Source organism: Brevibacterium picturae, from assembly GCF_030453725.1.
Taxonomy (GTDB): Bacteria; Actinomycetota; Actinomycetes; order Actinomycetales; family Brevibacteriaceae; genus Brevibacterium; species Brevibacterium sandarakinum_A.
On sequence record NZ_JAKDJU010000034.1, the window covers coordinates 1 to 22,146 of the forward strand.

17 protein-coding genes are annotated in these 22,146 nt (G+C 65.1%); 12 read left to right on the top strand and 5 right to left on the bottom strand.

The features are described from left to right. Nucleotides 1–168: 168 nt before the first annotated feature. On the bottom strand, nucleotides 169–1,383 hold the full coding sequence (fdhA, locus tag L0G76_RS05530) for a formaldehyde dehydrogenase, glutathione-independent (protein WP_304356321.1): 1,215 nt from the start codon (nucleotides 1,381–1,383) through the stop codon (nucleotides 169–171). Nucleotides 1,384–1,663: 280 nt separating this feature from the next. After that, the gene (locus tag L0G76_RS05535) at nucleotides 1,664–2,590 is read right to left on the bottom strand and encodes a LysR family transcriptional regulator (RefSeq protein WP_304356322.1); all 927 of its coding nucleotides are present in this window, start codon (nucleotides 2,588–2,590) and stop codon (nucleotides 1,664–1,666) included. 154 nt (nucleotides 2,591–2,744) lie between these two features. On the opposite strand from L0G76_RS05535, the gene L0G76_RS05540 reads away from it, so the two are divergent. The 11 genes from L0G76_RS05540 (at nucleotide 2,745) to L0G76_RS05590 (ending at nucleotide 17,281) form a co-directional block, all read left to right on the top strand. After that, nucleotides 2,745–4,049: an aromatic ring-hydroxylating oxygenase subunit alpha gene (locus L0G76_RS05540; protein ID WP_304356336.1), complete on the top strand. Its 1,305-nt coding sequence runs from the start codon at nucleotides 2,745–2,747 to the stop codon at nucleotides 4,047–4,049. Beyond that, a complete protein-coding gene (locus L0G76_RS05545; protein ID WP_304356323.1) occupies nucleotides 4,046–5,578 on the top strand; it encodes a flavin reductase family protein in 1,533 nt (510 codons plus the stop codon). The genes L0G76_RS05540 and L0G76_RS05545 overlap by 4 nt, the downstream gene beginning before the upstream one ends. A 104-nt stretch (nucleotides 5,579–5,682) precedes the next feature. After that, a complete protein-coding gene (locus L0G76_RS05550; RefSeq protein ID WP_304356324.1) occupies nucleotides 5,683–8,253 on the top strand; it encodes a GcvT family protein in 2,571 nt (856 codons plus the stop codon). Nucleotides 8,254–8,584: 331 nt separating this feature from the next. After that, nucleotides 8,585–9,748 carry a thiolase domain-containing protein gene (locus tag L0G76_RS05555; protein WP_304356325.1) on the top strand — a complete coding sequence of 388 codons (1,164 nt, stop codon included), beginning with the start codon at nucleotides 8,585–8,587 and terminating at the stop codon, nucleotides 9,746–9,748. Next, nucleotides 9,748–11,475 carry an AMP-binding protein gene (locus L0G76_RS05560; RefSeq protein ID WP_304356326.1) on the top strand — a complete coding sequence of 576 codons (1,728 nt, stop codon included), beginning with the start codon at nucleotides 9,748–9,750 and terminating at the stop codon, nucleotides 11,473–11,475. The genes L0G76_RS05555 and L0G76_RS05560 overlap by 1 nt, the downstream gene beginning before the upstream one ends. Then, nucleotides 11,472–12,362 (top strand): SDR family NAD(P)-dependent oxidoreductase, encoded by an 891-nt coding sequence (locus L0G76_RS05565; protein ID WP_304356327.1) that lies wholly within the window; start codon nucleotides 11,472–11,474, stop codon nucleotides 12,360–12,362. Before L0G76_RS05560 ends, L0G76_RS05565 begins: the two co-directional genes overlap by 4 nt. A 96-nt stretch (nucleotides 12,363–12,458) precedes the next feature. After that, nucleotides 12,459–13,496: a DctP family TRAP transporter solute-binding subunit gene (locus L0G76_RS05570; protein WP_304356328.1), complete on the top strand. Its 1,038-nt coding sequence runs from the start codon at nucleotides 12,459–12,461 to the stop codon at nucleotides 13,494–13,496. A 1-nt stretch (nucleotide 13,497) separates the two neighbouring features. Next, entirely contained in the window at nucleotides 13,498–14,112 is a 615-nt protein-coding gene (locus L0G76_RS05575) for a TRAP transporter small permease (protein WP_304356329.1), read from the top strand. Further along, nucleotides 14,109–15,707: a TRAP transporter large permease subunit gene (locus L0G76_RS05580; RefSeq protein ID WP_304356330.1), complete on the top strand. Its 1,599-nt coding sequence runs from the start codon at nucleotides 14,109–14,111 to the stop codon at nucleotides 15,705–15,707. The genes L0G76_RS05575 and L0G76_RS05580 overlap by 4 nt, the downstream gene beginning before the upstream one ends. Nucleotides 15,708–15,755: 48 nt before the next feature. Beyond that, complete coding sequence (locus tag L0G76_RS05585; RefSeq protein WP_304356331.1) at nucleotides 15,756–16,523, top strand: SDR family NAD(P)-dependent oxidoreductase; 768 nt, start codon at nucleotides 15,756–15,758, stop codon at nucleotides 16,521–16,523. Between the two features lie 2 nt (nucleotides 16,524–16,525). Further along, a complete protein-coding gene (locus L0G76_RS05590) occupies nucleotides 16,526–17,281 on the top strand; it encodes an MOSC domain-containing protein (protein WP_304356332.1) in 756 nt (251 codons plus the stop codon). A gap of 18 nt (nucleotides 17,282–17,299) precedes the next feature. On the opposite strand, the gene L0G76_RS05595 is transcribed toward L0G76_RS05590, so the two are convergent. The 3 genes from L0G76_RS05595 to L0G76_RS05605 all read right to left on the bottom strand — a co-directional run bounded on the left by L0G76_RS05595 (nucleotide 17,300) and on the right by L0G76_RS05605 (nucleotide 20,346). After that, nucleotides 17,300–18,271, bottom strand: coding sequence for a PCC domain-containing protein (locus L0G76_RS05595; RefSeq protein ID WP_304356333.1), 972 nt, complete (start codon nucleotides 18,269–18,271; stop codon nucleotides 17,300–17,302). Beyond that, nucleotides 18,268–19,212, bottom strand: a complete 945-nt coding sequence (locus L0G76_RS05600) for an IclR family transcriptional regulator (RefSeq protein ID WP_304356334.1) — start codon at nucleotides 19,210–19,212, stop codon at nucleotides 18,268–18,270. The genes L0G76_RS05595 and L0G76_RS05600 overlap by 4 nt, the downstream gene beginning before the upstream one ends. Before the next feature lie 225 nt (nucleotides 19,213–19,437). Then, complete coding sequence (locus L0G76_RS05605; RefSeq protein WP_301537310.1) at nucleotides 19,438–20,346, bottom strand: LysR family transcriptional regulator; 909 nt, start codon at nucleotides 20,344–20,346, stop codon at nucleotides 19,438–19,440. 114 nt (nucleotides 20,347–20,460) lie between these two features. On the opposite strand from L0G76_RS05605, the gene L0G76_RS05610 reads away from it, so the two are divergent. After that, nucleotides 20,461–21,963 carry a M20 family metallopeptidase gene (locus tag L0G76_RS05610; RefSeq protein WP_304356335.1) on the top strand — a complete coding sequence of 501 codons (1,503 nt, stop codon included), beginning with the start codon at nucleotides 20,461–20,463 and terminating at the stop codon, nucleotides 21,961–21,963. Nucleotides 21,964–22,146: the final 183 nt, after the last annotated feature.

The window sequence follows — 22,146 nt, forward strand, 5'->3', positions numbered from 1 at the left end:
CCCGCGACGCCGAAACACGGGTGCCACGCCGAGAAGCGGGCGAGGCGCGGGGCTCTGGCACCGAAACACGGGTGCTGCGCCGACACTCGGGTTTGCACCCATGTGTTTCGACGCAGCGCCCGTGTTTCGGCGGAGGTTCCTGGTGCTGCTGGTGGCGCTGCTGGTGCCTCAGGCCTTGATCAGGCCGTGGGGGTCGAGGACGAACTTCTTCGCCACACCTGAGTCGAAGTCGGCGTAGCCCTGCGGGGCATCCTCGAGCGCGATCGGGGTGGCATTGACGTTCTTCGCGATCGAGACTTTGTCGTTGAGGATCGCGTGCATGAGGCCGCGGTTGTACTTCATGACCGGGCACTGGCCGGTGACGAAGACGTGGGACTTCGCGAAGCCGAGCCCGAAGCGCATCGACAGCGATCCCTCCTGGGCCGCCTTGTCGGCCGCCCCCGGGTCGCCGGTGACGTAGAGTCCCGGGATGCCCAGGCCGCCGCCGGCCCGTGTGATGTCCATGAGCGAGTTGAGCACGGTCGCCGGTGCTTCGGTGTCCGCATCCTTGCCGTGGCCGCGAGCCTCGAACCCGACGGCATCGATACCGCAGTCGACCTCTGGAGTGCCGAGGATCTGCTCGATCTGATCCTTCGGGTCGCCCTTGGACACATCGACGGTCTCACATCCGAAGCCGCGTGCCTGCGCCAGGCGGTCCTCATTGAGGTCACCGACGATGACGACCGATGCACCGAGCAGCTGCGCCGAGGTGGCCGCCGCGATTCCGACCGGACCTGCGCCGGCAACATAGACCGTCGAGCCGATCGTGACGCCGGCACCGACCGCACCGTGGAAGCCCGTGGGGAAGATGTCGGAGAGCATCGCCAGATCGAGGATCTTCTCCATCGCCTGGTCCTTGTCCGGGAACTTCAGGACGTTCCAGTCGGCGTAGGGGACGAGGACGTATTCGGCCTGTCCGCCGACCCATCCGCCCATGTCGACATAGCCGTAGGCCGAGCCTGGGCGGTCGGGGTTGACGTTGAGGCAGATGCCGGTCTGGCGTTCGATGCAGTTCCGGCAGCGACCGCAGGAGATGTTGAACGGCACGGAGACGAGGTCGCCGACCTTGACGAACTCGACATCACGACCGACTTCGACGACCTCGCCGGTGATCTCGTGGCCGAGCACGAGACCCTCCGGTGCAGTGGTGCGGCCGCGGACCATGTGCTGGTCGGAGCCGCAGATGTTCGTGGCCACGGTCTTGAGGATGACGCCGTGATCGACCTTGCGGCCGACATTGGCAGGATGGACGCCGGGTCCGTCCTTGAGGACGAAATCAGGGTACTCGGTGTCGACGACCTCGACCTTGCCGGGACCTGCGTAGCTGATTGCCTTGTTACTCATCGTTGAGTCTCCATTCGAAAGAATGTGGATGTGGCGAACGTCAGGAGAGCCGACCGGACTCCTGAAATATCAGTCTTTCATCAGACGTGACTGCAGTCTCGCCGTTCGCTCATGCGTCTGTCAATAGCCGTCTCGGATACCAACTGCAGGCATCTCACAACGCGGAGCGCGCAGTCATTGCGGGATGCCCTGCACCCGCAGAGTCATCGTTGGCGCCCTTCTCCCGAGCGCTCCTCTCCCGAGCGCCCCTGTCCTGATCCCCCTATTCGTCCTGATTCCCCTATTCGCCGAGGCGGGTCGCCAGGATGTGCTGAGAGGTGGCCCGCAGATGGCGCAGGGATTCCTTGATCAGTGGCGAACTGCGGCTGCCGGCGCGGACTGCTGCGACGATCTTCCGGCTGAGTCGGCCCGGCCCGCTCAGGCGGACTCGGGTGACATTGTCCTCCCCGGCGAGGCTGACCAGTCGAGGCAGCAGACTGACGCCCACGCCGACACCGACGAGTGCCGCCTGCGTCTCCCATTCGACGGATTCGTGCGAGATCCTCGGGGTCACGCCCGCCGCGGTGAAGGCGGCGATGAACAGCGCGTGATAGGGCGATCCGGGCACGGCGGTGATCCAATCCTCGGCGGCCAGTTCGGCCAGCGTCACGGATTCGAGCGTGGCGACCCTGTGGTCGGAGGGCACCATGACGTCGAGCGGATCATCGAGGAGGTCGACCTTCTCGAACCGCGGATCATCCTCGACCTGGACATCGCCCTGCATCGACACGACTACGGCGAGGTCGATGCGCTCGGCGATGAGGAGTTCGAAGCACCGCGTCGGGCTGGCCTCAGTCACGTGAACGGAGGATTCCGGATGCGAGGTGCGCAGGTGGGCCGCGAGGGGCGCGAGCAGATTCGACGATGCCGTCGAGAAGCCGCCGATGCCGAAGTGTGTGGGGGACTGGTCACCGGCGCTCAGCGATGAGGCGCGGATGTCTTCCCACTCGGCGATGAGCCGGTCCGAGCGTCGCACGAGATGCCGACCCGTCGCCGTCAGACGCAGCCCGCGTCCGTCCCTGGTCAGCAGGGTCATCCCGAGGCTCGCCTGGAGTTCGCGCAGCTGCCCGGACACTGCGGAGGGCGAGTATCCGGTGAGCTCGGCGGTCGCGGCGACGGTGCCGCAGGCGGCGAAGGTGCGAAGCGTGATGAGACGCGGATCGATCATGGCACTATTGTGCCCTGGATCATACGGGGAATCCGCACATAATCCTCCAGAATCTCGCGCTTTTACTGCAGTGTCCGGATCGCTAATGTCGTCTCTGACAGCACGGATCAAGGTTCTGACAGCACGGATCAAGGTGCAGCGCACATCAAGGGAGATGGAATTGACCGCAGTGAATCTGGCGCCGACGAAGCAGGGCTTCCCTGCCGGCTTCAGCGAGGAGAGGCTCGACGACACTCGACAGCTCCTCGACACCCGACGCACCGGCTTCTCCCTCGAGGCGCCGTTCTACACCGATGATCATCTCTTCAACCTCGATATGCAGGCCATCTTCGGACAGAACTGGGTCTTCGCCTGCAGCGTTGCGGAGATCCCCGAGCCAGGTGACTACGTCACGCTCGACTACGGCCCCTACTCCCTCATCGTGCTGCGCACCGACGACGGCGGAGTCAACGTCCTCCACAACGTGTGCCGCCACCGCGGCGCCCGCGTCCTCACCGAGGACAGCGGAACCACCGGCAACCTCGTGTGCGGATACCACTCGTGGACCTATTCGCCCGAGGGCAAACTCATCCACGCCTCGGCGCCGGGCGAGATGGAATTCGACAAGGCCTGCTATTCACTCAAACGTGCCCACGGAAAGATCGCCGCGGGCCTCGTCTTCCTCTGCCTGGCCGACGAACCACCGACCGACTTCGACGACACCGCGGCAGTCTTCGAACCGTATGTCGCCCCACACGAACTCGCCAAGACCAAGGTGGCCTACCAGCAGAACATCGTGGAGGAGGCCAACTGGAAGCTCGTGATGGAGAACAACCGCGAGTGCTACCACTGCGACGGCCACCCCGAGCTCGCCTGTGCGCTGTTCCCCACCTGGGGACTGACCGATGAGACGATCCCACCACACCTCGAGGACGTCTGGGACCGCAACCAGCAGGCCCAGGCCTCACTGGAATACCGGTGCCGACGCTACGGACTGCCCTATGAAGTCGTCGAGGAACTCGACACTCGCATCGCCGGAATCCGGATCTCCCGCGAATCCCTCGACGGACAGGGGGAGTCGTTCTCAGCCGACGGCAGACGCCTGGTGAAGAAGCTCCTCGGCGATCTTCCCGATTTTCGTCTGGGACGCTGCTCGATGCACCTGCAGCCCAACAGCTGGTTCCACCTCCTCGGCGATCATGTCATCACGTTCTCGGTGTTCCCGATCAATGCGCATCAGACGCTGGTGCGCACCACTTGGCTCGTCGCCGATGATGCGGTCGAGGGCGTCGACTACGACCTCGAGACGCTGACGCACACGTGGAAGCAGACGAACCTGCAGGACAAGAACTTCGTCGAGCTGTGCCAACGGGGCGCCGGCAGCCCGTTCTACGAGCAGGGTCCCTATATGAAGAGCGAATACCAGGTCGAGGCCTTCATCAACTGGTACGTGACTCGGATGCGGGAGCACGTGGGATGAAGCGCCTCGCCGACCCCACGACTCCGCTCGCGCAGCGGATCCGGGGCCTCGAGATGCCATGGAACCGGGTGCTTTCCAGCACGACTGAACCCGCTGGTGCCGCCACTGCCCTGGGTCCGTGGCACCCGCAGGAATTCTCCGCGGAATGTGTGGAGACCATCCCCGAGGCGGGCGACATGATGGTCTTCGTGTTCCGCCGGATGGACGGTGCCCCACTGGCATTCCGGTCGGGTCAGTACATCAACATCGACTTTCCCGTGCATGGTCCGGGTGCCGAGCCGGTGTCTCGCAGCTACTCGATCTCGAGTGCCCCGACGGAGCCGTGGACGTTCTCCATCACGATCAAGCGCGACCCGAAGGGACTCGTCTCGACCTGGGCCCATGAGTCCGTTCGACCGGGCACGGTGCTTGAGATGCTGGGCCCGGTGGGAGCGTTCCACCTCGCCGACTATGATCGGCGAGCCCGTTACCTGCTGCTGGGCGCAGGGGCGGGAATCACCCCGCTGATGTCCATGGTGCGCACGATCCATTCCCTGCCCGGTCAGGCCGACGTGGTTCTCCTCTATCACGGCTCCGCGCCGGATCGCTTCGCCTTCTCCGAGGAACTCGACTTCCTGGCAAAGGCCGACTTTCGGATCGAAGTCATCTACACCCTCGGTGACCGGAAACAGGCAAACCAGGAGTCTGGGGAGCGGTCGGCCGGATCCGCACCTGCCTGGACGGGCAGAGTCGGCAGACTCTCGACCCCACTCCTCGACGAAGTCGTGCCCGACGCCAACGGGCGACAGGTGTTCGCGTGCGGGCCCGAGGGATACCTCAACACCGCAGCCGAATGTCTGCGCGAGGTCGGCGTGGACGACACCTCGGTGTTCGTGGAGTTCTTCTCCGGTGACCGGGAGACCCGCGCCGAATACGCCGAGGAAGTCGCGATCGCCGGCGAGATCGCCGAAGAGATCGCTTCAGCCAGCGAGGAGTACTACGAAGCCCAGCCTGCCGCCTTGGAGATGTACGAGCCGGAGTACACCGCCGAGGGGCCCGTCGAGGCCGTCGGCGCGCCGCTCGAGGCCGTAGACGCCTTGGCCGAAGTCCCGGTCGAGCCGGAGGTCGAGGTGGTCGTGGCGGGGATCGAGACTGCGACGGACGTCGAGTCCGACTCCGCGTCCGAGACCGGACCGGCGACCGCCTCGGCGACGGTGGACTTCGACGACGCGGCAGATGACGAAACCACGGTCGTCGACCCGGCGACTTTCGCTACCGTGGGTGAAGGTGAGCACACGATGGCGTTCGTGCGCAGCGGGCTCAACGTTCGGGTCGGCTCGTCGGAATTCGTCCTCGACGCCGCGCGCCGTGCGGGCGTGAAGATCGGGGCGAACTGCCAAGAGGGCATGTGCGGCTCGTGCAAGGTCGTCAAGCTCGACGGGGACGTCGACATGAACCACCAAGGCGGCATTCGCGCACGGGAGATCGACGCCGGGAAATTCTTGCCCTGCTGTTCGACGGCGACGAGTGACCTGGTCATCGACGCCTGAGCCCGCCGGCCAGGGGCCGCCAGCACGACGGGGCAGGACCTCCGCCGGCCCACGCACCAACTGCACCACCTCAGTCTTTTCACTGCACCACAAAGGAGTACCCAGTGCCGATTTCACCATCCTCACCTCGCGTGGTCATCATCGGAGCCGGCATCGTCGGAGCCAACCTCGCGGACGAACTCGCCCAGCTCGGCTGGACCAACACCCTCGTCATCGAACAGGGGCCCCTGAACATCCCCGGTGGTTCGACCTCGCACGCACCCGGCCTGGTGTTCTCCTCGAACGGGTCGAAGTCGATGGCCGAGTTCGCGCAGTACACGATCGAAAAGCTCACCTCGCTGACCGGGTCCGACGGTCGGGGTTCGTTCCTGCCCGTCGGCGGTCTTGAGATCGCGACCCAGAACGACCGGCTCCAGGATCTGCACCGCCGTGCCGGGTGGAACCGGTCCTGGGGTGTTGACGCCGAGGTGGTCGATGCGCAGGAATGCCTTCGGTTGTTCCCTATGCTGAACCCTGACAAGGTCCTCGGGGGACTGCTGACCCCGGGTGATGGGCTGGCGCTCGCCGCTCGTGGCACCCAGCTGGTCATGGACCGCGCTCGGGCCGCTGGTGTCGAGTTCCGCGACCGCACCACCGTCACCGGCATCGAGCAGTCCGGTGGCAAGGTCACGGCAGTGCTGGCCGGCGACGACAGGTTCCCGGCGGACATCGTCGTCTCCTGCGCCGGATTCTGGGGGCCGAAGATCGGTGAGATGGTCGGTACGACGATTCCACTGCTGCCTCTGGGCCACCAGTTCGCCTGGACGACCGAGGTGCCCAGCCTCGTCGGCAAGAACGAACAGCCGGCAGGAGCCTCGGCGCCCATCCTGCGTTACCAGGACAAGGATCTGTACTACCGCGAATGGGGCGAGCGGATCGGCATCGGCTCCTACGCCCACCGCCCGATGCCCGTCGACCTCGACACGCTGCGCACCTATTCGCCCGATGAGATCACCGACGAGGTCATGCCCTCGAGCCTGGACTTCACACCCGAGGACTTCGCCCGCGAATGGGAGGCCACCAAGGAGCTGCTGCCCGAACTGCGCCAGACTCAGGTTCAGCGCGGCTTCAACGGCATCTTCTCCTTCACACCCGACGGCGGATCGCTCGTGGGCCAGTCGCGAGAGGTCGACGGATTCTTCGTCGCCGAGGCGGTCTGGGTCACCCATGGGGCCGGCATCGCGAAGGCCGTGGCCGAACTCATCGCCGAAGGCCGGTCGAACACCGACCTGTCCGGCATCGACCTCAACCGCTTCGAGGACGCGCTGACGACCCCCGAATACGTCAGTGAGACCTCCCAGCAGAACTTCGTCGAGATCTACGACGTCATCCACCCCCTGCAGCCACGCGTCTCACCTCGTGACCTGCGGCTCAGCCCGTTCAACGACCGGCAGAAAGAGCTCGGCGCATTCTTCCTCGAGACGAACGGGTGGGAACGACCGCACTGGTACGAAGCCAACGCTGCCCTGTTGGACGAACTGCCCGAGGAATGGAAGGCGCCCTCGCGGGACGAATGGGCGGATATGTTCCACTCCCCGATCGCGGCGGTCGAAGCCTGGAAGACGCGGACGAATGTGGCCATATATGACATGACCGCGCTCAAGCGCTTCGAGGTCAAGGGGCCAGGAGCCGGCGAGCTGCTGCACGGGCTGACCACCTCGTCGATGCTGCGCAAGCCCGGCGCGGTCAGCTACACCCTGCTGCTCGACGACGAGGGTGGCATCACCAGCGATATCACCGTCGCGATCCTCGATGAGCAGACGTATCAGGTGGGCGCGAACTCCAACATCGACTTCGCCACCATCACCCGCGCGGCACGGGAACAGTCGGCGGCAGATCCGAGTAAGTGGGCGACCGTGCGTGAGACGACGCAGGGAACCTGCTGCATCGGCCTCTGGGGTCCGCTCGCCCGGGAGGTCATCGGCCGGGTCAGCAACGATGACCTCAGCAATGACGGGCTCAAATACTTCCGCACCAAGCAGATCACCATCGGCGGCGTCCCCGTCACCGCGATGCGTCTGTCCTATGTCGGTGAGCTGGGCTGGGAGCTCTACACCTCGGCTGACCTTGGGCATCGACTCTGGGACGTGCTGTGGGAGGCCGGCCGGGAGTTCGGGCTCATCGCCGGTGGCCGTGAAGCCTTCAACTCGATGCGGCTGGAAAAGGGGTTCCGCTCCTTCGGCTCCGATATGACCAGTGAGCACGAGCCCGTGCAGGCGGGACTCGGATTTGCCGTGAAGGCCTCGAAGACCGATGACTTCCGGGGGAAGGCTGCGCTTGAGGCGCGGGCGGCGGCCGCCGAGACCAAGCTGACGTGCCTGACGCTCGACCGGCGGGAGGATGTGGTGCTGGGGAGTGAGCCGGTGTATGTGGCTGGTGCTGGTGTCGGCGGACCCGATGGTGCAGTGTCCGGCGGTGAAACCGGCGGCGCAGACACCGGGGCGGGCAAGGCCGACGGCTACATCACCTCGGCGGCCTATGGATACTCCATCGGGCAGACCATCGCCTACGCCTGGCTTCCGAACACTTTGAGCGTCGGAGATGGCGTCGAGATCGAATACCTGGGACGCAGGCTGCCTGCGACTGTCACCGCCGAGCCGATCTTCGACCCGGAGATGACGCGGCTGAAAGGGTGAGGTGCTGCGCTTCTGAGGGATTGAAGCGGTGAAAGCCTGAGCAGGCGTGGCCCGGGGGGCTACTTCGCTCTCACCGAGACCACGCCGCTGCGTCGACACACGCGGGCGTGCACCGGAGTCTCGGCGCAGCGACGTAGTTTCGACGTGGCGGCGCAGTTTCGACGTGGCGGTTTGTCCTCCACCTGTTTCTTGAGGGTGGTGCCGCCTGGGTGAGACACTCCTCGTTCCATATGGTGGATTCGTATTGACCGATAACTGGGACTGACGAAAGTATGACAGCAAGAGTAACTGTCGACTTCCCCACCTCGGTGGAGGACGCAAAGGAGTGTCCATGCCCAAGCCTGCGATCATCGGTTGGTCCCACGGAAAGTTCGGACGCTCCGAATCGCCGCTGCCGGAGATGATGGCCGACGTCGCCCGGGGTGCCATCGCCGATGCTGGCCTCGAGCCGACCGATATCGACGTCATCCACGTCGGCGTCTACAACAACGGCCTGTCCAAGCAGGGATTCGAGGCAGCACTTCCCGGCGTCGTGATCCCCGAACTCGCCCTCACCCCGGCGCACAGGCATGAGAACGCCTGCGCCACAGGCTCCACCGCTGTCTTCGCCGCCCACGACTCCATCGCCGCCGGCCGGCACAAGACCGCGCTCGTCATCGGGGCCGAGCGTATGACCCAGGCATCGGGCCACGACGTCAACGAAGTTCTTCTCAGTGCCAGCTACCGGGAAGAGGAAGAACACTACAAATCCTTCGCCGGAGTCTTCGGAGAGATCGCCCGCCAGTACTTCGACCGCTACGGCGACCACTCGGAGACACTCGCCAGGATTGCCGCGAAGAACCACGCCAACGGCTCCCACAACCCGCTCGCCCACATGCAGAAGGACCTCGGCAACGAGTTCTGCAACACGGTCTCGGAGAAGAACCCCTACGTGGCCGAACCCCTGCGCCGCACCGACTGCTCGATGGTCTCAGACGGGGCCGTCGGCATGGTCATGGCCGCCGAGGATGTTGCCGCCTCGGCGCATAAGGCAGTGACCTGGCGCGGCATGGGCAACGCCAACGACGTTCTTCCCCTCTCCCAGCGCGACCCGCTGGAACTCGCCGGCGCCCGCCGCGCCATGACCCAGGCCCTCGAGGCGGCAAGTATCGACATCTTCGATCTCGACCTGCTCGAAACCCATGACTGCTTCACCATCGCCGAACTCCTCGAATACGAGGCCTTCGGACTCGCCGAACCCGGCCAGGGCCACCGCCTCCTAGAAGACGGCACCACTGCCGTCGGCGGTGCACTGCCGGTCAACCCCTCGGGCGGCCTCAAGGCCAAGGGACACCCGATCGGTGCGACCGGCGTCTCCATGCACGCGCTGGCCGCAGCCCAACTCACGGGCCGCTCACCAGGCATCCAGATTCAGGATCCCGAACTCGCGGGAGTCTTCAACATGGGCGGTGCTGCAGTGTCCAACTTCGCCTCGATCCTCGAGCGCACACGCTGATGCGCGCCATCTCCCAGACCTCACCGGCCAAGGACTTCACGCCGACACCTCGTCGCGGCGTCAACGTCTCCCGCTTCCTCACCCAGACGGCCCGCCGGATCCCGAACCACACCGCGGTCATCGACGACGATCACTCGGTGCGCTGGACCTGGAGCGAACTCGACGATCGCGCAGAGGCACTGGCACTGGCCCTCCAAGACGGGGGAGTGGGCCGGCGCGACAGTGTCCTCCTCGTCTCGGCCAACCACGCCGAGGTGATCCAATCCTTCTGGGGCATCATCCGTGCCGGAGCGGTCATCGCACCACCCAATGCCGCACTGTCGACCGAAGAGCTGCTGAGTATATGCGCCGATGTCGTGCCCGCAGCCATCATCGCCGACCGCGCCCACGCGGATTTCGTTGGGGCCCTGAAACAGACAGGCTTCACCGGAGCCGTGCTGTGGATCGGCGAGCTTCCAGCTGAACCAGCCTCATCGAGCGGACCACTTAACGTCGAGGGAGCAGGCTATAAGGGGTCCTCTCGACGCGAAGTGGTCCGCTCGAGCGCGGACGCCGTCGGGGACTTCGCGGTCGAGGAGGACGACCCCTGCTGGTACTTCTTCACCTCCGGTTCCACAGGCAAACCCAAGGCGGCGACGTTCACCCACCGCCACCTCGGCGCCGTGCTCATGAATCATCGCTGCGATCTCTTCCCCACCGAGGACGAAGACGGTGCCTCACTGGTGCTCGCGCCGCTCTCGCATGGGGCGGGGATCCATATGCTCGCGCAGGTCTTCGGCGGCACGCCCTCAATCATCCATCCTGGTGGCAAGGCTGATCCGAGCACCTTGTGGGACTCGATCGACGGCTACCGGGTCACCAACGCCTTCACCGTCCCGACCATCCTCAACCGCATCGTCGCCGGATTTCCTGCCGACCGCGGGCCCGCCGATCATAGCCTCAATCGGGTCATCTACGCCGGTGCTCCGATGCTCGCGGCCGACCAATCCCAAGCACTGGAACGCCTCGGGCCCTGCCTGGTGCAGTACTTCGGCCTCGCCGAGGTCACCGGTGCGATCACTGTCCTCCGTCCCGAGGAACACGGTCAGATTCCCGTCGACTCCGCCGGAATCGGCACCTGCGGTCGTGCCCGCACCGGCGTCGACATCGTCATCCTCGACGAGTCGGGCCGGGAGTTGGCCGCCGGTGAGCAAGGTGAGGTCTGCGTGGCCGGACCCACCGTCTGCGCCGGGTACCTGGGCCGAGCCGACGCCAACGCCGAGTCCTTTGCCCACGGGGTCTTCCACACCGGCGACGTGGGCTACCTCGACCGGCGCGGTTTCCTGTTCCTCACCGGCCGAAAATCCGATATGTACATCTCCGGCGGGTCGAACGTCTACCCGCGCGAGATCGAGGAGCTCCTCCTCACCGACGCCGAGGTGGCCCAGGCCGTGGTCGTGGGCGTGCCGGATCCGCAGTGGGGAGAGATCGGCATCGCCATCATCGAACCAGCGTCGAGTGGCGCGGCGAATGCCAGCGCCGGCTCGAGCGCTGACCCAGGCGCCAACGCGAGCGCGGGAACAGACCCGAGCGAACGCCTGCGCGCCCTGTGCAAGTCAGCGCTCGCACCGTACAAGGTGCCCAAGGAGATCCACTTCGTCGAGGCGATGCCTGTCACGGCGTACGGGAAGCTGGCGCGCAAGGAACTCAAGTCCGAATACTCGGCAGGGCGGGGGAGTGCACGATGAGCGATCTGACCGGCAAGACCATCATGGCCATCGGCTGCGGCACCCCGGAAGGGCAGGTCAACAACGGCTTCGCCGCAGCGAAGGAGTTCCTGGCCGCCGGTGCGAGAGTGTGCATCGTCGACCGCGATCCGGCGGCGCTCGATCATGCGCGTGCGGCACTCGGGGAGGCCAGCGACCGGGGTGACGGAACCGACTCGCCGGACAGCCACGGCGAGGCGCATACTCCGTCCGACAACCTCGGCGAGGGTGGCGACCTGGACGCACGGGTGACCACGGTCGTCGCCGACGTCGGGGACGAGGACTCTCTGTCTGCGGCCTTCGACCACTGCGCGACCACCCTCGGTGACCCCACGGTGCTGCACTACAACGTCGGCATCGTCGTCAACGGGGGACTCGACTCACTCGAGACTGCAGCCTTCGCGAAGGCCCTCGACATCAACCTCACGGGAGCATTCGCCGCGATGAAGCAGGCCCTGCCGTACATGCGCAGGGCCGGTGGCGGGTCGATCATCACCGTCTCCTCGGTGGGAGGAATGCGCTACTTGGGCTACGACTACCCGGCCTATGCGTCGTCGAAGGCCGGGCTCATCGAGCTGACGAAGGTCGTGGGGGCTCAGCACGCGGCCGAGGGCATCCGAGCGAACTCGATCGCTCCGGGACTCATCGAGACACCGCTGATCCACAACTCGATCAGCGGTCACTACGACTCGGTCGAGGACATGCTCTCTGCTCGGCACGCACTCTCCCCGACGGGGACGATGGGCCAGCCAGAGGACATCGCCAAGCTCGCGGTGTTCCTGGCCTCGGACGACTCGAGTTACATCAACTCCACGCTCATCCCGGTCGATGGCGGACTCGTCCACCACGCCGGAACCCCGAAGACCTGATCAGATTGCGGGCCTGAACAGACCGACAGAACCAGCCGTGACGAAGCAGTCGCGACGATGAACACAGACAGGAACAACTCAATGATGGAGGCAAAGGTGCCGACAACACCGACGAAGAGGACCATGCTCGGCTGGTGCGCCGTGCTGGTCGCGCTCGTCCTGCTGGTCAGCGGCTGTGGAACGAACTTCGGCACGACCGACGATGGGAAGCAGAAGTACCGGTGGAAGATGACGGTCACCACCGGCTCCACGAGCACCTGGTATCTGGCGGCCGAGAAGTTCGCGAAGGACCTTGAAGAGGAGACGAACGGACGCATCACCCTCAAGGTCTTCGGCAACGAACGCCTCTCCGCCGGTGAGGCCACCGCGGGTGTCGAGCAGCTCATGGACGGGGCGAAGGACTTCTCCTACAACTCGCCGATCATCTACTCGGCAGTCGACCCCCGCTTCGGCGCCGTCACCGCCCCCTTCGTCTTCGACACGGTCGAAGAGGGACAGGACGCGCTGGCAGGTGAGGGCGGTGACGTCTACTCCGACTACCTGTCCGAACACGGCGTCCACCTCCTGGGCTTCGGCGAATCGGGCATGCGTCAGCTCACGAACACGCACCACCCGATCCATACCCCGGAAGATCTGCACGGGCTCAAGTTCCGCATCCCCGGCTTCGGTCTCTACACCGACCTCTACCGGGCACTGGGCTCGAATCCGACGACGATGCCCTTCGGCGAGGTCTTCACCGCGCTGCAGCAGGGTGCCATCGACGGTCAGGAGAACCCGATCGACGTCATCCACTCCGCCAACCTGCAAGAGGTCCAGCCCTACCTGACCCTGTGGAACTACTCCTACGATCCGCTGGTGTTCGGCGTCAACGAGAAGCTCTTCGAGTCCCTCGACGACGAGGACCAAAAGCTCGTCAGCCGCCTGGCCGATGACACCAACAAATTCCAGATCAAGGAGAACCGCGATCGGGAGAAGGAGCTGATCGCCGAGCTCGAGGACAGCGGCATGGAGGTCAACAGACTCACCGATTCGGAGAAGAAGGAGTTCCGCAGGGAACTGAAACCGCTGTACGCGCAATACCGCGAGATCTGGGGCAAGGACATGTCCGAAGCGTTCATTCCGGAAGGACTCTGAGATGAAAATCGTCAAATGGTTCGAAGACTGGGTCGTCATCGCCTCGTTCATGATCATCGTCGTCGTCACCTTCGTCAACGTCGTCTCCCGCTACACGTTCCAGGCCTCCCTGGCCTTCAGCGAGGAGATCACGATCAACCTCCTCGTCGTGCTGACGTTGATGGGGGCTGTCGTGGGCATCCGCCTCGGCGCGCACCTGGGCTTCACCTACCTGGTGGAGAACGCGAAACCGAGGGCGCGCCGGGCTCTGATCATCATCGGCACCACTCTGATGATCATCTTCCTCGCCGTCCTCCTCGTCTGGGGCAGTGAGATGATGATCAATCAGGCCATCCGCGGCCGGGCGACTCCGTCGCTGGGCATCCCGCAGTGGCTGTTCACCCTCTCCATCCCGCTGGCCGGCCTCCTTGGAATCGTCCGTACCCTGCAGGCCGCGCGGGTGTCGTTGAATGAGGACACCTCCGCCGAGGCGGTCGCGCAGCGCATGACGCAGGAAGCCGCCCCGGTCATCGACGACACGGAACTGACCGGACAGGCACACGAGGCGAGGTCGGCCCACACGACCGGTTCCGCCCATTCCACCGGCACCACCGACCGTGAGGGAGGCCGCAAATGATCACGCTGCTGCTGTTCGGAAGCTTCTTTCTGTTCCTGGCCCTGGGTATCCCGGTGGCGTTCTCCCTCGGACTGGCTGCCGTCACCGTGCTGATCACCACTGATGGGTTCCAGGTCCTCGACGTGGTGCCCTCGGTGATGTTCCCGTCGATGAGTTCGGGCACGCTGTTGGCGATTCCGTTCTTCATCCTCGCCGGCATCGTCATGCAGTACACGGGCATCTCCCAGCGCCTCGTCGACCTCGCGTTCCTGGTCTTCGGCCGGTTCAGCCACGGTCTGGCCGCAGTGACGATCATCTCCGCGTTCTTCTTCTCCGCGATCTCCGGATCGGGACCGGCGACGGTGGCCGCGATCGGTGCGATTCTCATACCCGCATTGGTGCGTAACGGCTATCAGAAGAAGCACGCGGTCTCCCTCGTCGCGGCCTCGGGGTCGATGGGCATCGTCGTGCCGCCGTCGATCGCGTTCATCATCTTCGCCGTCGTCGCCTCGGAGTTCGGGTCGATCTCGATCACCCGGTTGTTCATCGCCGGCATCGTGCCCGGCATCATCATGGCGCTCGCGTTCTTCATCGCCGCCCTCTTCGTTCCCCGCGTCCGCGAGCTCGCGGGCCTGCCCGTGAATTCGGGCAGAGGACTGCTGGCCGCGGGCACTGGACCCAGCACCACCACCGGCGCCGAGGCGGTCGTGACCTCGGACTCGACCGCTGGGCCTGCGACCGCTTCGCCGACGCCGACGACGGCGTCAGGATCCGGCGCGACGAAGACTCGACTGCTGAAAACCGGCACGGCTGGAACGTCGGGGCCGACGACCGGTCGGGCCACCTCGGCGGGGTCGGGTGCCACGACTGCGGGAGCAGGGTCGATGACCGGCTCCGGGAACGGAACGGTCGGCGTCACCGGAACGGGCACGCATGCCGAAGGCAGCTTCGGGGAATTCCTCGCCGCCCTGGTCAAGGCCATTCCCGGTCTGCTCATCCCCGTCATCATCCTCGGCGGCATCTACGGTGGCATCTTCACCCCCACCGAGGCGGGTGCTGTGGCGTCGGTGTTCGCCCTGTTGGTGGGCTTCTTCGTCTACCGCGAACTGAAGTTGCCCGACCTGCCGAAGGTGTTCCTGGAATCGGGAGTCTCGACGGCGGTCATCATGTTCATCGTCGGGGTGGCCAGCCTCTTCTCCTACGTCATCACCGTCGAAGGCATCGCCGAGACCGTGTCGACGGCGGTCCTGTCGGTCACGGACAACAAGTTCGTCATCCTCGCCGTGATCACGATCATCCTGCTCATCGTCGGTGCCTTCGTCGACGCGATCAGCGCCTTCTACCTGTTCATCCCGATCCTCGTACCGATCCTGTTGGGAGTCGGCGTCGACATGACCACGATCGGTGTGTTCATGACCGTCAACCTCGCCATCGGCCTGTTCACCCCACCGGTGGGGCTCAACCTCTACGTCGGTGCCGGCATCGGCAAGATCAGGATCGAGGAAGTCATCCGCGGAGTCATGCCCTTCCTCATCGCCGCGATCATCGCCCTGCTGCTCATCACCTACATTCCCGCGATCTCGAACTGGCTGCCCGACCTCCTCGACGTCGGCTGAGCCCCGGCAGCTCGCCACCGCCCGTCTTTCACCACTTCAAGGAGAACCATGGAACCCTATCTGCTGAGAAACAAATCCGCCCTGGTCACAGGGGCGGCACAAGGTATCGGCCTGGCCATCGCCACCGTCCTGGCCAGGCGCGGAGCATCGGTCGGGATCATCGACCTCAAGGGCGCCGAGGTGGCCGCGACCAGTCTGTCCCAGCAGTTCCCCGAGCAGTCATTCGCCGGGTACGAACTCGATGTCCGTGATGCGGAGGCGGTCACTGCGGCTGTCGGTTCCTTCGTCGAGTCTTCCGGCGGGATCGACATCCTCGTCAACAATGCCGGCACCGCGGCTCGGGTCGGGATCGATGAGATCACGTTCGAACAATGGCAGCGTGACCTGGAGACCAACCTCGGCGGAACGTTCAACTTCATCAAGGCCGCCATCCACCCCCACATGCTCGAGGCCGGAGCAGGGGCGATCGTCAACATCTCCTCGATCTCGGGCATCAACGGCGGTGCCGTGTCCGATGGTGAGGCAGGGGCGCGGTCGGGGCCGGCCTATGCGGCGAGCAAGGGTGGGATCATCGCGCTGACGAAGTGGGTGGCCAAGGAATACGGGCGGCAGGGAATCCGCTGCAACTCGGTGGCTCCAGGGCCGGTGGAATCCGCTCTCACCGCAGGTCAGGCCTACGACACCTCGAACCAGGCGCTGGACCGCATGGGCACACCGGCTGAGATCGCCGAGGCGGTCGCCTACCTCGCCAGCGACGGCGCGGCTTTCACGACGGGCCAGATCCTGCGCATCGACGGCGGAGCAGTGATGTCGTGACTGTGAGTCAGCCTTCGGAGGAGCTTGCTGTTCGCAGCGTCGGGTTCACACCGATCAAGGGAACACGACATTTGGCGCAGCCGGATGCCGAGTTCGACGAGTGGGGGCCGGTAGGCGACCGTCGGTACTGCCTCGTCGACATCGACAAACGGCGAGTGCTGCGGACCGTGCAGAATCCCGCACTTGTCGGCATCGTCGCCCAGTTCCATGGTGCCGAGCTGGAGGTGACGCTGCCCGACGGGCGGAGTGTATGCGCCGCACCGGAGGCCTCAGGTGAGACGCTGACCTGCGATTACTGGGGCAGGCCGGTCGCAGCCGAGCTGACCCGAGGATCGCATGATGCGTTGCTGTCGTCCTGGTTGGGCAAGCCTGTGCGTCTGGCTCATGTTCCGCGTGGAGACGTCGTCTACGGGCAGCCGGTCACGCTCGTGACCACGGCCTCCATCGCCGATCTCGGGGCACGAGTCGGGCATCCCGATTTGCTTGCCGAGGCGGCGAGGTTCCGAGCGACGGTCCTCATCAATACCGAAGTTCCTTATCTAGAGGAGACCTGGGCCGGGCGGGAGATGCTGCTGGGCGGGGTTCGGGTGCGGATCGGGGAGGCGATTCCGCGCTGCGCGGTCATCGACCTCGATCCCGTCACCGGTGTGCGTGGCCTGAGGGTCGTGAAGACCCTGGCCGAGTATCGCGGTGGCAATGACAAGGGTGAACCGTTCTTCGGTGTCTATGCTCAGGTAGTGGGTGGGGCGCAGGACTGAGGGCCGGTGTGGGGCGGGCTACGCCAGGCGAACGAAGAGTTCGAAGGTCACCGCCACCGGATTCGCCCCGGTAGCGAGCACTCCGGCGTGGACGTCGCCGGCGACATCGATGACCTCCGCTTCGAATCGCACCAGTGGGTCCTCACCCAGAGCGCCCGTGATCGAACCTGTCAGGTGCGTGAACTCGACCGCCGGCCATGGTGCGCTCGCGTCTGTGAACACGGCACCGGTGGTGCTGCCGAGACTGGCCCGCACCTCGGCGGAATCGAATCCCGCCTCACGACAGACGGACGTGATCGCCTCGTCGATGAGTTCGCCGGGACGCACGCGGGAGATGACCGCGTCGGCCGGCTCCTCTGTCGGAGGACCAGTCGGTGCCGACACCGGTGCGAATGCCGAGAACCCGGTTTCCGGGTCGGTCTCGCTGAGCAGCGTCGCATCGGTCAGCGCGAAGACCCGCAGGCGCATGCCCGTCGGGCCGACACGGGTGCCGGGCAGCAGGTGACCGCCCCTGGTCACGCCCTCCTCGGTGATCCACGAGGCGTGGATATGGCAGAAGGCAGCACCGTCCCTCGAGCCCACCGTCGCCGAGGCGTGATTCAGCGTCGCCGGACCCTCGCGGTGGAATTCGGACGTGAAGGACATGGGGTGCTCGGCGTCGGGCCCATAGGCTGGGTAGACGTAGTTGATCCGGCCGAACTCGCCGTCGACGAACTCCACCATGAGCCCAGGAACCTCGAGCGACTCGAGGAGGCCGACGACGGATGGGAAGAGGTCATCACCGTCAGCAAGGTCGAGAACGTGCGCAGTATGGCGGGTCGGCACCGAGAGGATTCGCGGGCTCTGACGAGGCCCGGCATGAATGACGAGGTCACCGGCCTCGCCGAGGCGGTAGTCGGGTTGAGGGGCACCGACCTCGGAGTCGCGGACACTGTCATCGGATTCGGGAACACTGTCGTCGGATTCGGGTGGTTGCGCGGACTTGCTCACAGGTGTCCCTCCATGCCCGTCGGGCCGTCGTCGCGATCACAGAGCTCATCGTTCGACGCGGCTCGGTCGGTCACTGCCGCGGCGATCTGGTGTGCTTCGTGGTGGAGCAGCGCGGCGAGTTCGAACACACGAGCTCCGGTCATGCGTTCCTCGATGCTGGCGATCGACAGTGCCGCCCGCGGTTGTCTGCCCTTGATTCTGACCGGCACCCCGATCGCCCAGGAACCCTGAGCGAACAGGCCGGGGTTGTGAACGAATCCGTCGTGACGGCCTCGGCGGATGATGTCCTTGAGGCCGGGAACGGACACCTTGGGGTAGCGTTCGGCGAGAATTCGGTCGTTGGCGTCGAAGAATGCGTCCACCTCGGCGTCGGCGAACTGGGTCATGATCGCCAGACTTCCGGCACCGATGCCCAGGGGATGGCGATCACCCACGGCCAGGGCATTGTTGAAGATCGGGCCGAAGCCGTCCTCCCGCCGGGCGCAGATCGAGTAGCTGCCGGTGCGCAGCGTGAGGAAAGCGGTGTCCTGGGTGAGCTCGGCGAGCCTGAGCAGACTCGACTCGGACTCTTCAAGGGCGGGGTCGGCGGACTTCTGCGCCAGCTGACCCAGAATCTGCGACTGCACGCCGAGGCGGTATCCGCTGTCCTCGCACCGTTCGACGTATCCCATGGTGATGAGGGCATTGAGCATACGATGCACGCTGGCTTTGGGGCGACCGCTGATGGCCACGATGTCACCCAGGGGCGCGCCGCCCGGGTTCTCACTGCCGATGATGCCGACGAGGCCCAGCAGCGACAGGGCGCGTTGGATGCTTTGGGCCCCGGTGCCCGGGCCCAGGTCGTCGACGGCGTGAGCGACGTTGAACGAGGCGGACCGTCGCATGATCCGCCCGCGCCTCTTCATCCGATCGAGATCGTGTGTCTGCGCTTCATTGCCCATGCTGACGATTATCGGCCGTTGCCGGTGGAGGGCAGGAAGCGGATCCATGATGTGGACCGGATGTGGAGTGCGAGCGTCGTGATGCTCCCTATCTCAGCGTTCAGAGCAGCGTTGTTTCACCGACTGGCCATTCCACATTTCACCGGTTCAGCACTCCACATTTCACCGATCAGGAAGTCCACATTTCAATCGGCTGTCTGGCGCCGTAGTTCTTCGTGTGGTCAACTACCTCGTCGCGAGTTTTCTGCGCAGCGCCTGGATCATCAGATCGAGACCCGTTGACTCCCGCTGCGGATCGGCTGCGAGGATCTGGATGTAGCGGGCATCGAGTCCCGGGTCGTCGAGTTCCACGGCGGTGCACCCCGAATGGGCGAGGTTGTCCGGGATCGTCCGCTCCGCCATCATCGCGATCATCGTCGTGCCCGACACTGCTCGCATTGTGAGCACGGGGCACGTGGCTTCGATCGTCGGCGAGAACACCTGCCCTTGAGCGCGAACGGCCTGTTCGATCCTCATCCGAGCCGTGTTGCCGGCGGACAGCGTGGCGATCGGGTAGTCGATCAGATCACGAATGTGGAGACTGGACCGACGGGCCAGCGGATGCTTCTTGTCGAGGACCGCAAAATTCCGAGCCCGAACCTGATCGATCTGCCTGACGCCGGGGATCGAGTCGATATTCTGATCGGATACGGAGAAATTCACACACAGATCCGCTTCCCGGTTCTTCAGCACCTGCAGTGCCTGAAGTGAGGTGCGGTCGATGACCGAGACCTGCACCTGGTCAGTGGTGGTCATGACCCGATTGATGGCATCGGCGACGACGGTCTGGCCCAGCCCTGTGCTCGTGACGATGGTGATGGTCTCGACCGCTTGGGAGTAGGAGCCGAACGAATCGGTGAGCAGCTCGGATTCGGCCATCATCCGTCGTGCGAAGTCGGCGACGGCCAGGCCCGGGCCGGTGGGCACCACTCCGGTCACCGAGCGTTCGAAGAGCGTCGTGCCGTAATGGTCTTCGAGTGTTTTGATCTGTCGGCTGGCAGTCGAATGGGAGACGAACAGGGCTCGTGCGGCGAGATGAATCGACCCATATTCGACCAGTGCCAGCAGGGTATTGAGGCTACGCAGGTCGGGCATGCGATCACTTTACGCGGGGTGGTGTATAACATGCACACTTGCCATGCGGGATTCGCACCGGGCTTCGGACAGATCCGTCTTTCCATCCGAGCCGTTCTCGTCCAGTCTGCATTCATGACCTCAGATCACAGCACCGACCGCAACGAGGCGGCACCGACAGACCATGTACCAACCGAGGCGCATACCGCAGACCGTGCCCTCGTCACACGAAGGGCCGGGGAGTTCGTGCGCAGTGAGGACTTCTTCGATCTGCTGGCAGCTCGAGTCGCTCGCCGCACCGAGAGCCAAGCTGCCGGCAACGGCGCCGCCGCACATTCCTACCTCGCCGAGGAGGTCGCACCAGAGCTCGCGGCTCTGGGCTTCGCGACGACGATCCATGGCAATCCGGAGTCCGATGAGCATCCGCTGCTCATCGCCTCCCGCATCGAAGATCCCAGCCTGCCCACGGTCCTCCTCTACGGTCACGGCGATGTGCAGTTCGCCCATGATTCGCAATGGGCAGACGGCCTCGATCCGTGGGTGCTCTCCCGCGACGGCGACCGGCTCTATGGACGAGGCAGTGCCGACAACAAGGGTCAGCACACAGTGAATTCTCTGGCCCTGCGAACCGTTCTCGAGTCACTCGACACCGGCGCGGGCGGAGGGCTGGGCTACAACGTGAAGATCCTCATGGAGACCGCTGAGGAGGCCGGGTCCCTGGGGCTCAAGGCCTTTGCCGCCGCGCATCGAGACGAACTCGACGCTGATCTCTTTCTCGCCTCCGATGGACCGCGGATCGCAGCCGAGCATCCGACCCTCTTCCTCGGTTCCCGGGGAGCACTGAACTTCAGGCTCGTCGTCCATGACCGCGACGGCGACCACCACTCGGGAAACTGGGGTGGGAAGCTGCGCAACTGTGCCACCGTCCTGGCCGCGGCCATCAACTGCCTCGTCGACGGCAACGGCGTCATTCGGATCCCCGCGCTGCGCCCCGAGGACCCGCCCGCCTCGGTGCTCGAAGCCGTCGCGAAGCTGCCCGAGGTGGTCGAAGAGGGATCACCCGAGACCGACCCTGACTGGGGAGAGCCAGGGCTCACCTCGGCGGAGAAGGTCTTCGCCTTCAATGTCATCGAGGTCCTCGCACTCGACGCGGGCAACCCGGACCAGGTGGTCAATGCGATCCCGGGTGCGGCTGAGGCACATATGCAGCTGCGGTTCGTCGTCGGCACCGACATCGACGACTTCGAGTCCACGGTGCGGACCCACCTGGAGGCCCAGGGAATCCACGGGGTCGATGTCGTCTTCGAGCACTGCATGCCGGCGACTCGGCTCGATCCGAATGCCCGCGTCGTCGCGGCGGCCGCAGAGTCGATCAGGGCGACGACCGGGCTCGAGGCCGCGATCGAACCGAACCTCGGCGGAACCATCCCCAACGATGTCTTCGCCGAGGTGCTGGGTCTGCCGACCGTGTGGGTGCCGCATTCCTACCCCGGCTGCAATCAGCACGCACCGGACGAGCACGCCCTGACCTCGATCCTGACGCAGGGGGCCGAGATCATGGCCGGCATGTTCTGGGACATGCGAGCGAGCCCGGACGACTGGTTCACCTCGAAGGAGACCTCACCGGGCAGAAAGTGATCATCGCGGTCTTCAAGGGGCTCGGTGTGCGCTGATTCGCGCAGGCTGTGGAGTGTCAGTCGCCGAAAAACGGGAGTCGTGTCGAGTATCGGGTTTCCACGTGAGTTTCTCGACGTTCAACCCGTTTTTCGGTGGCGGGCCTAGGTAGGCCCATCTGGAGCGTGATGAACCGAGGGCACAGCC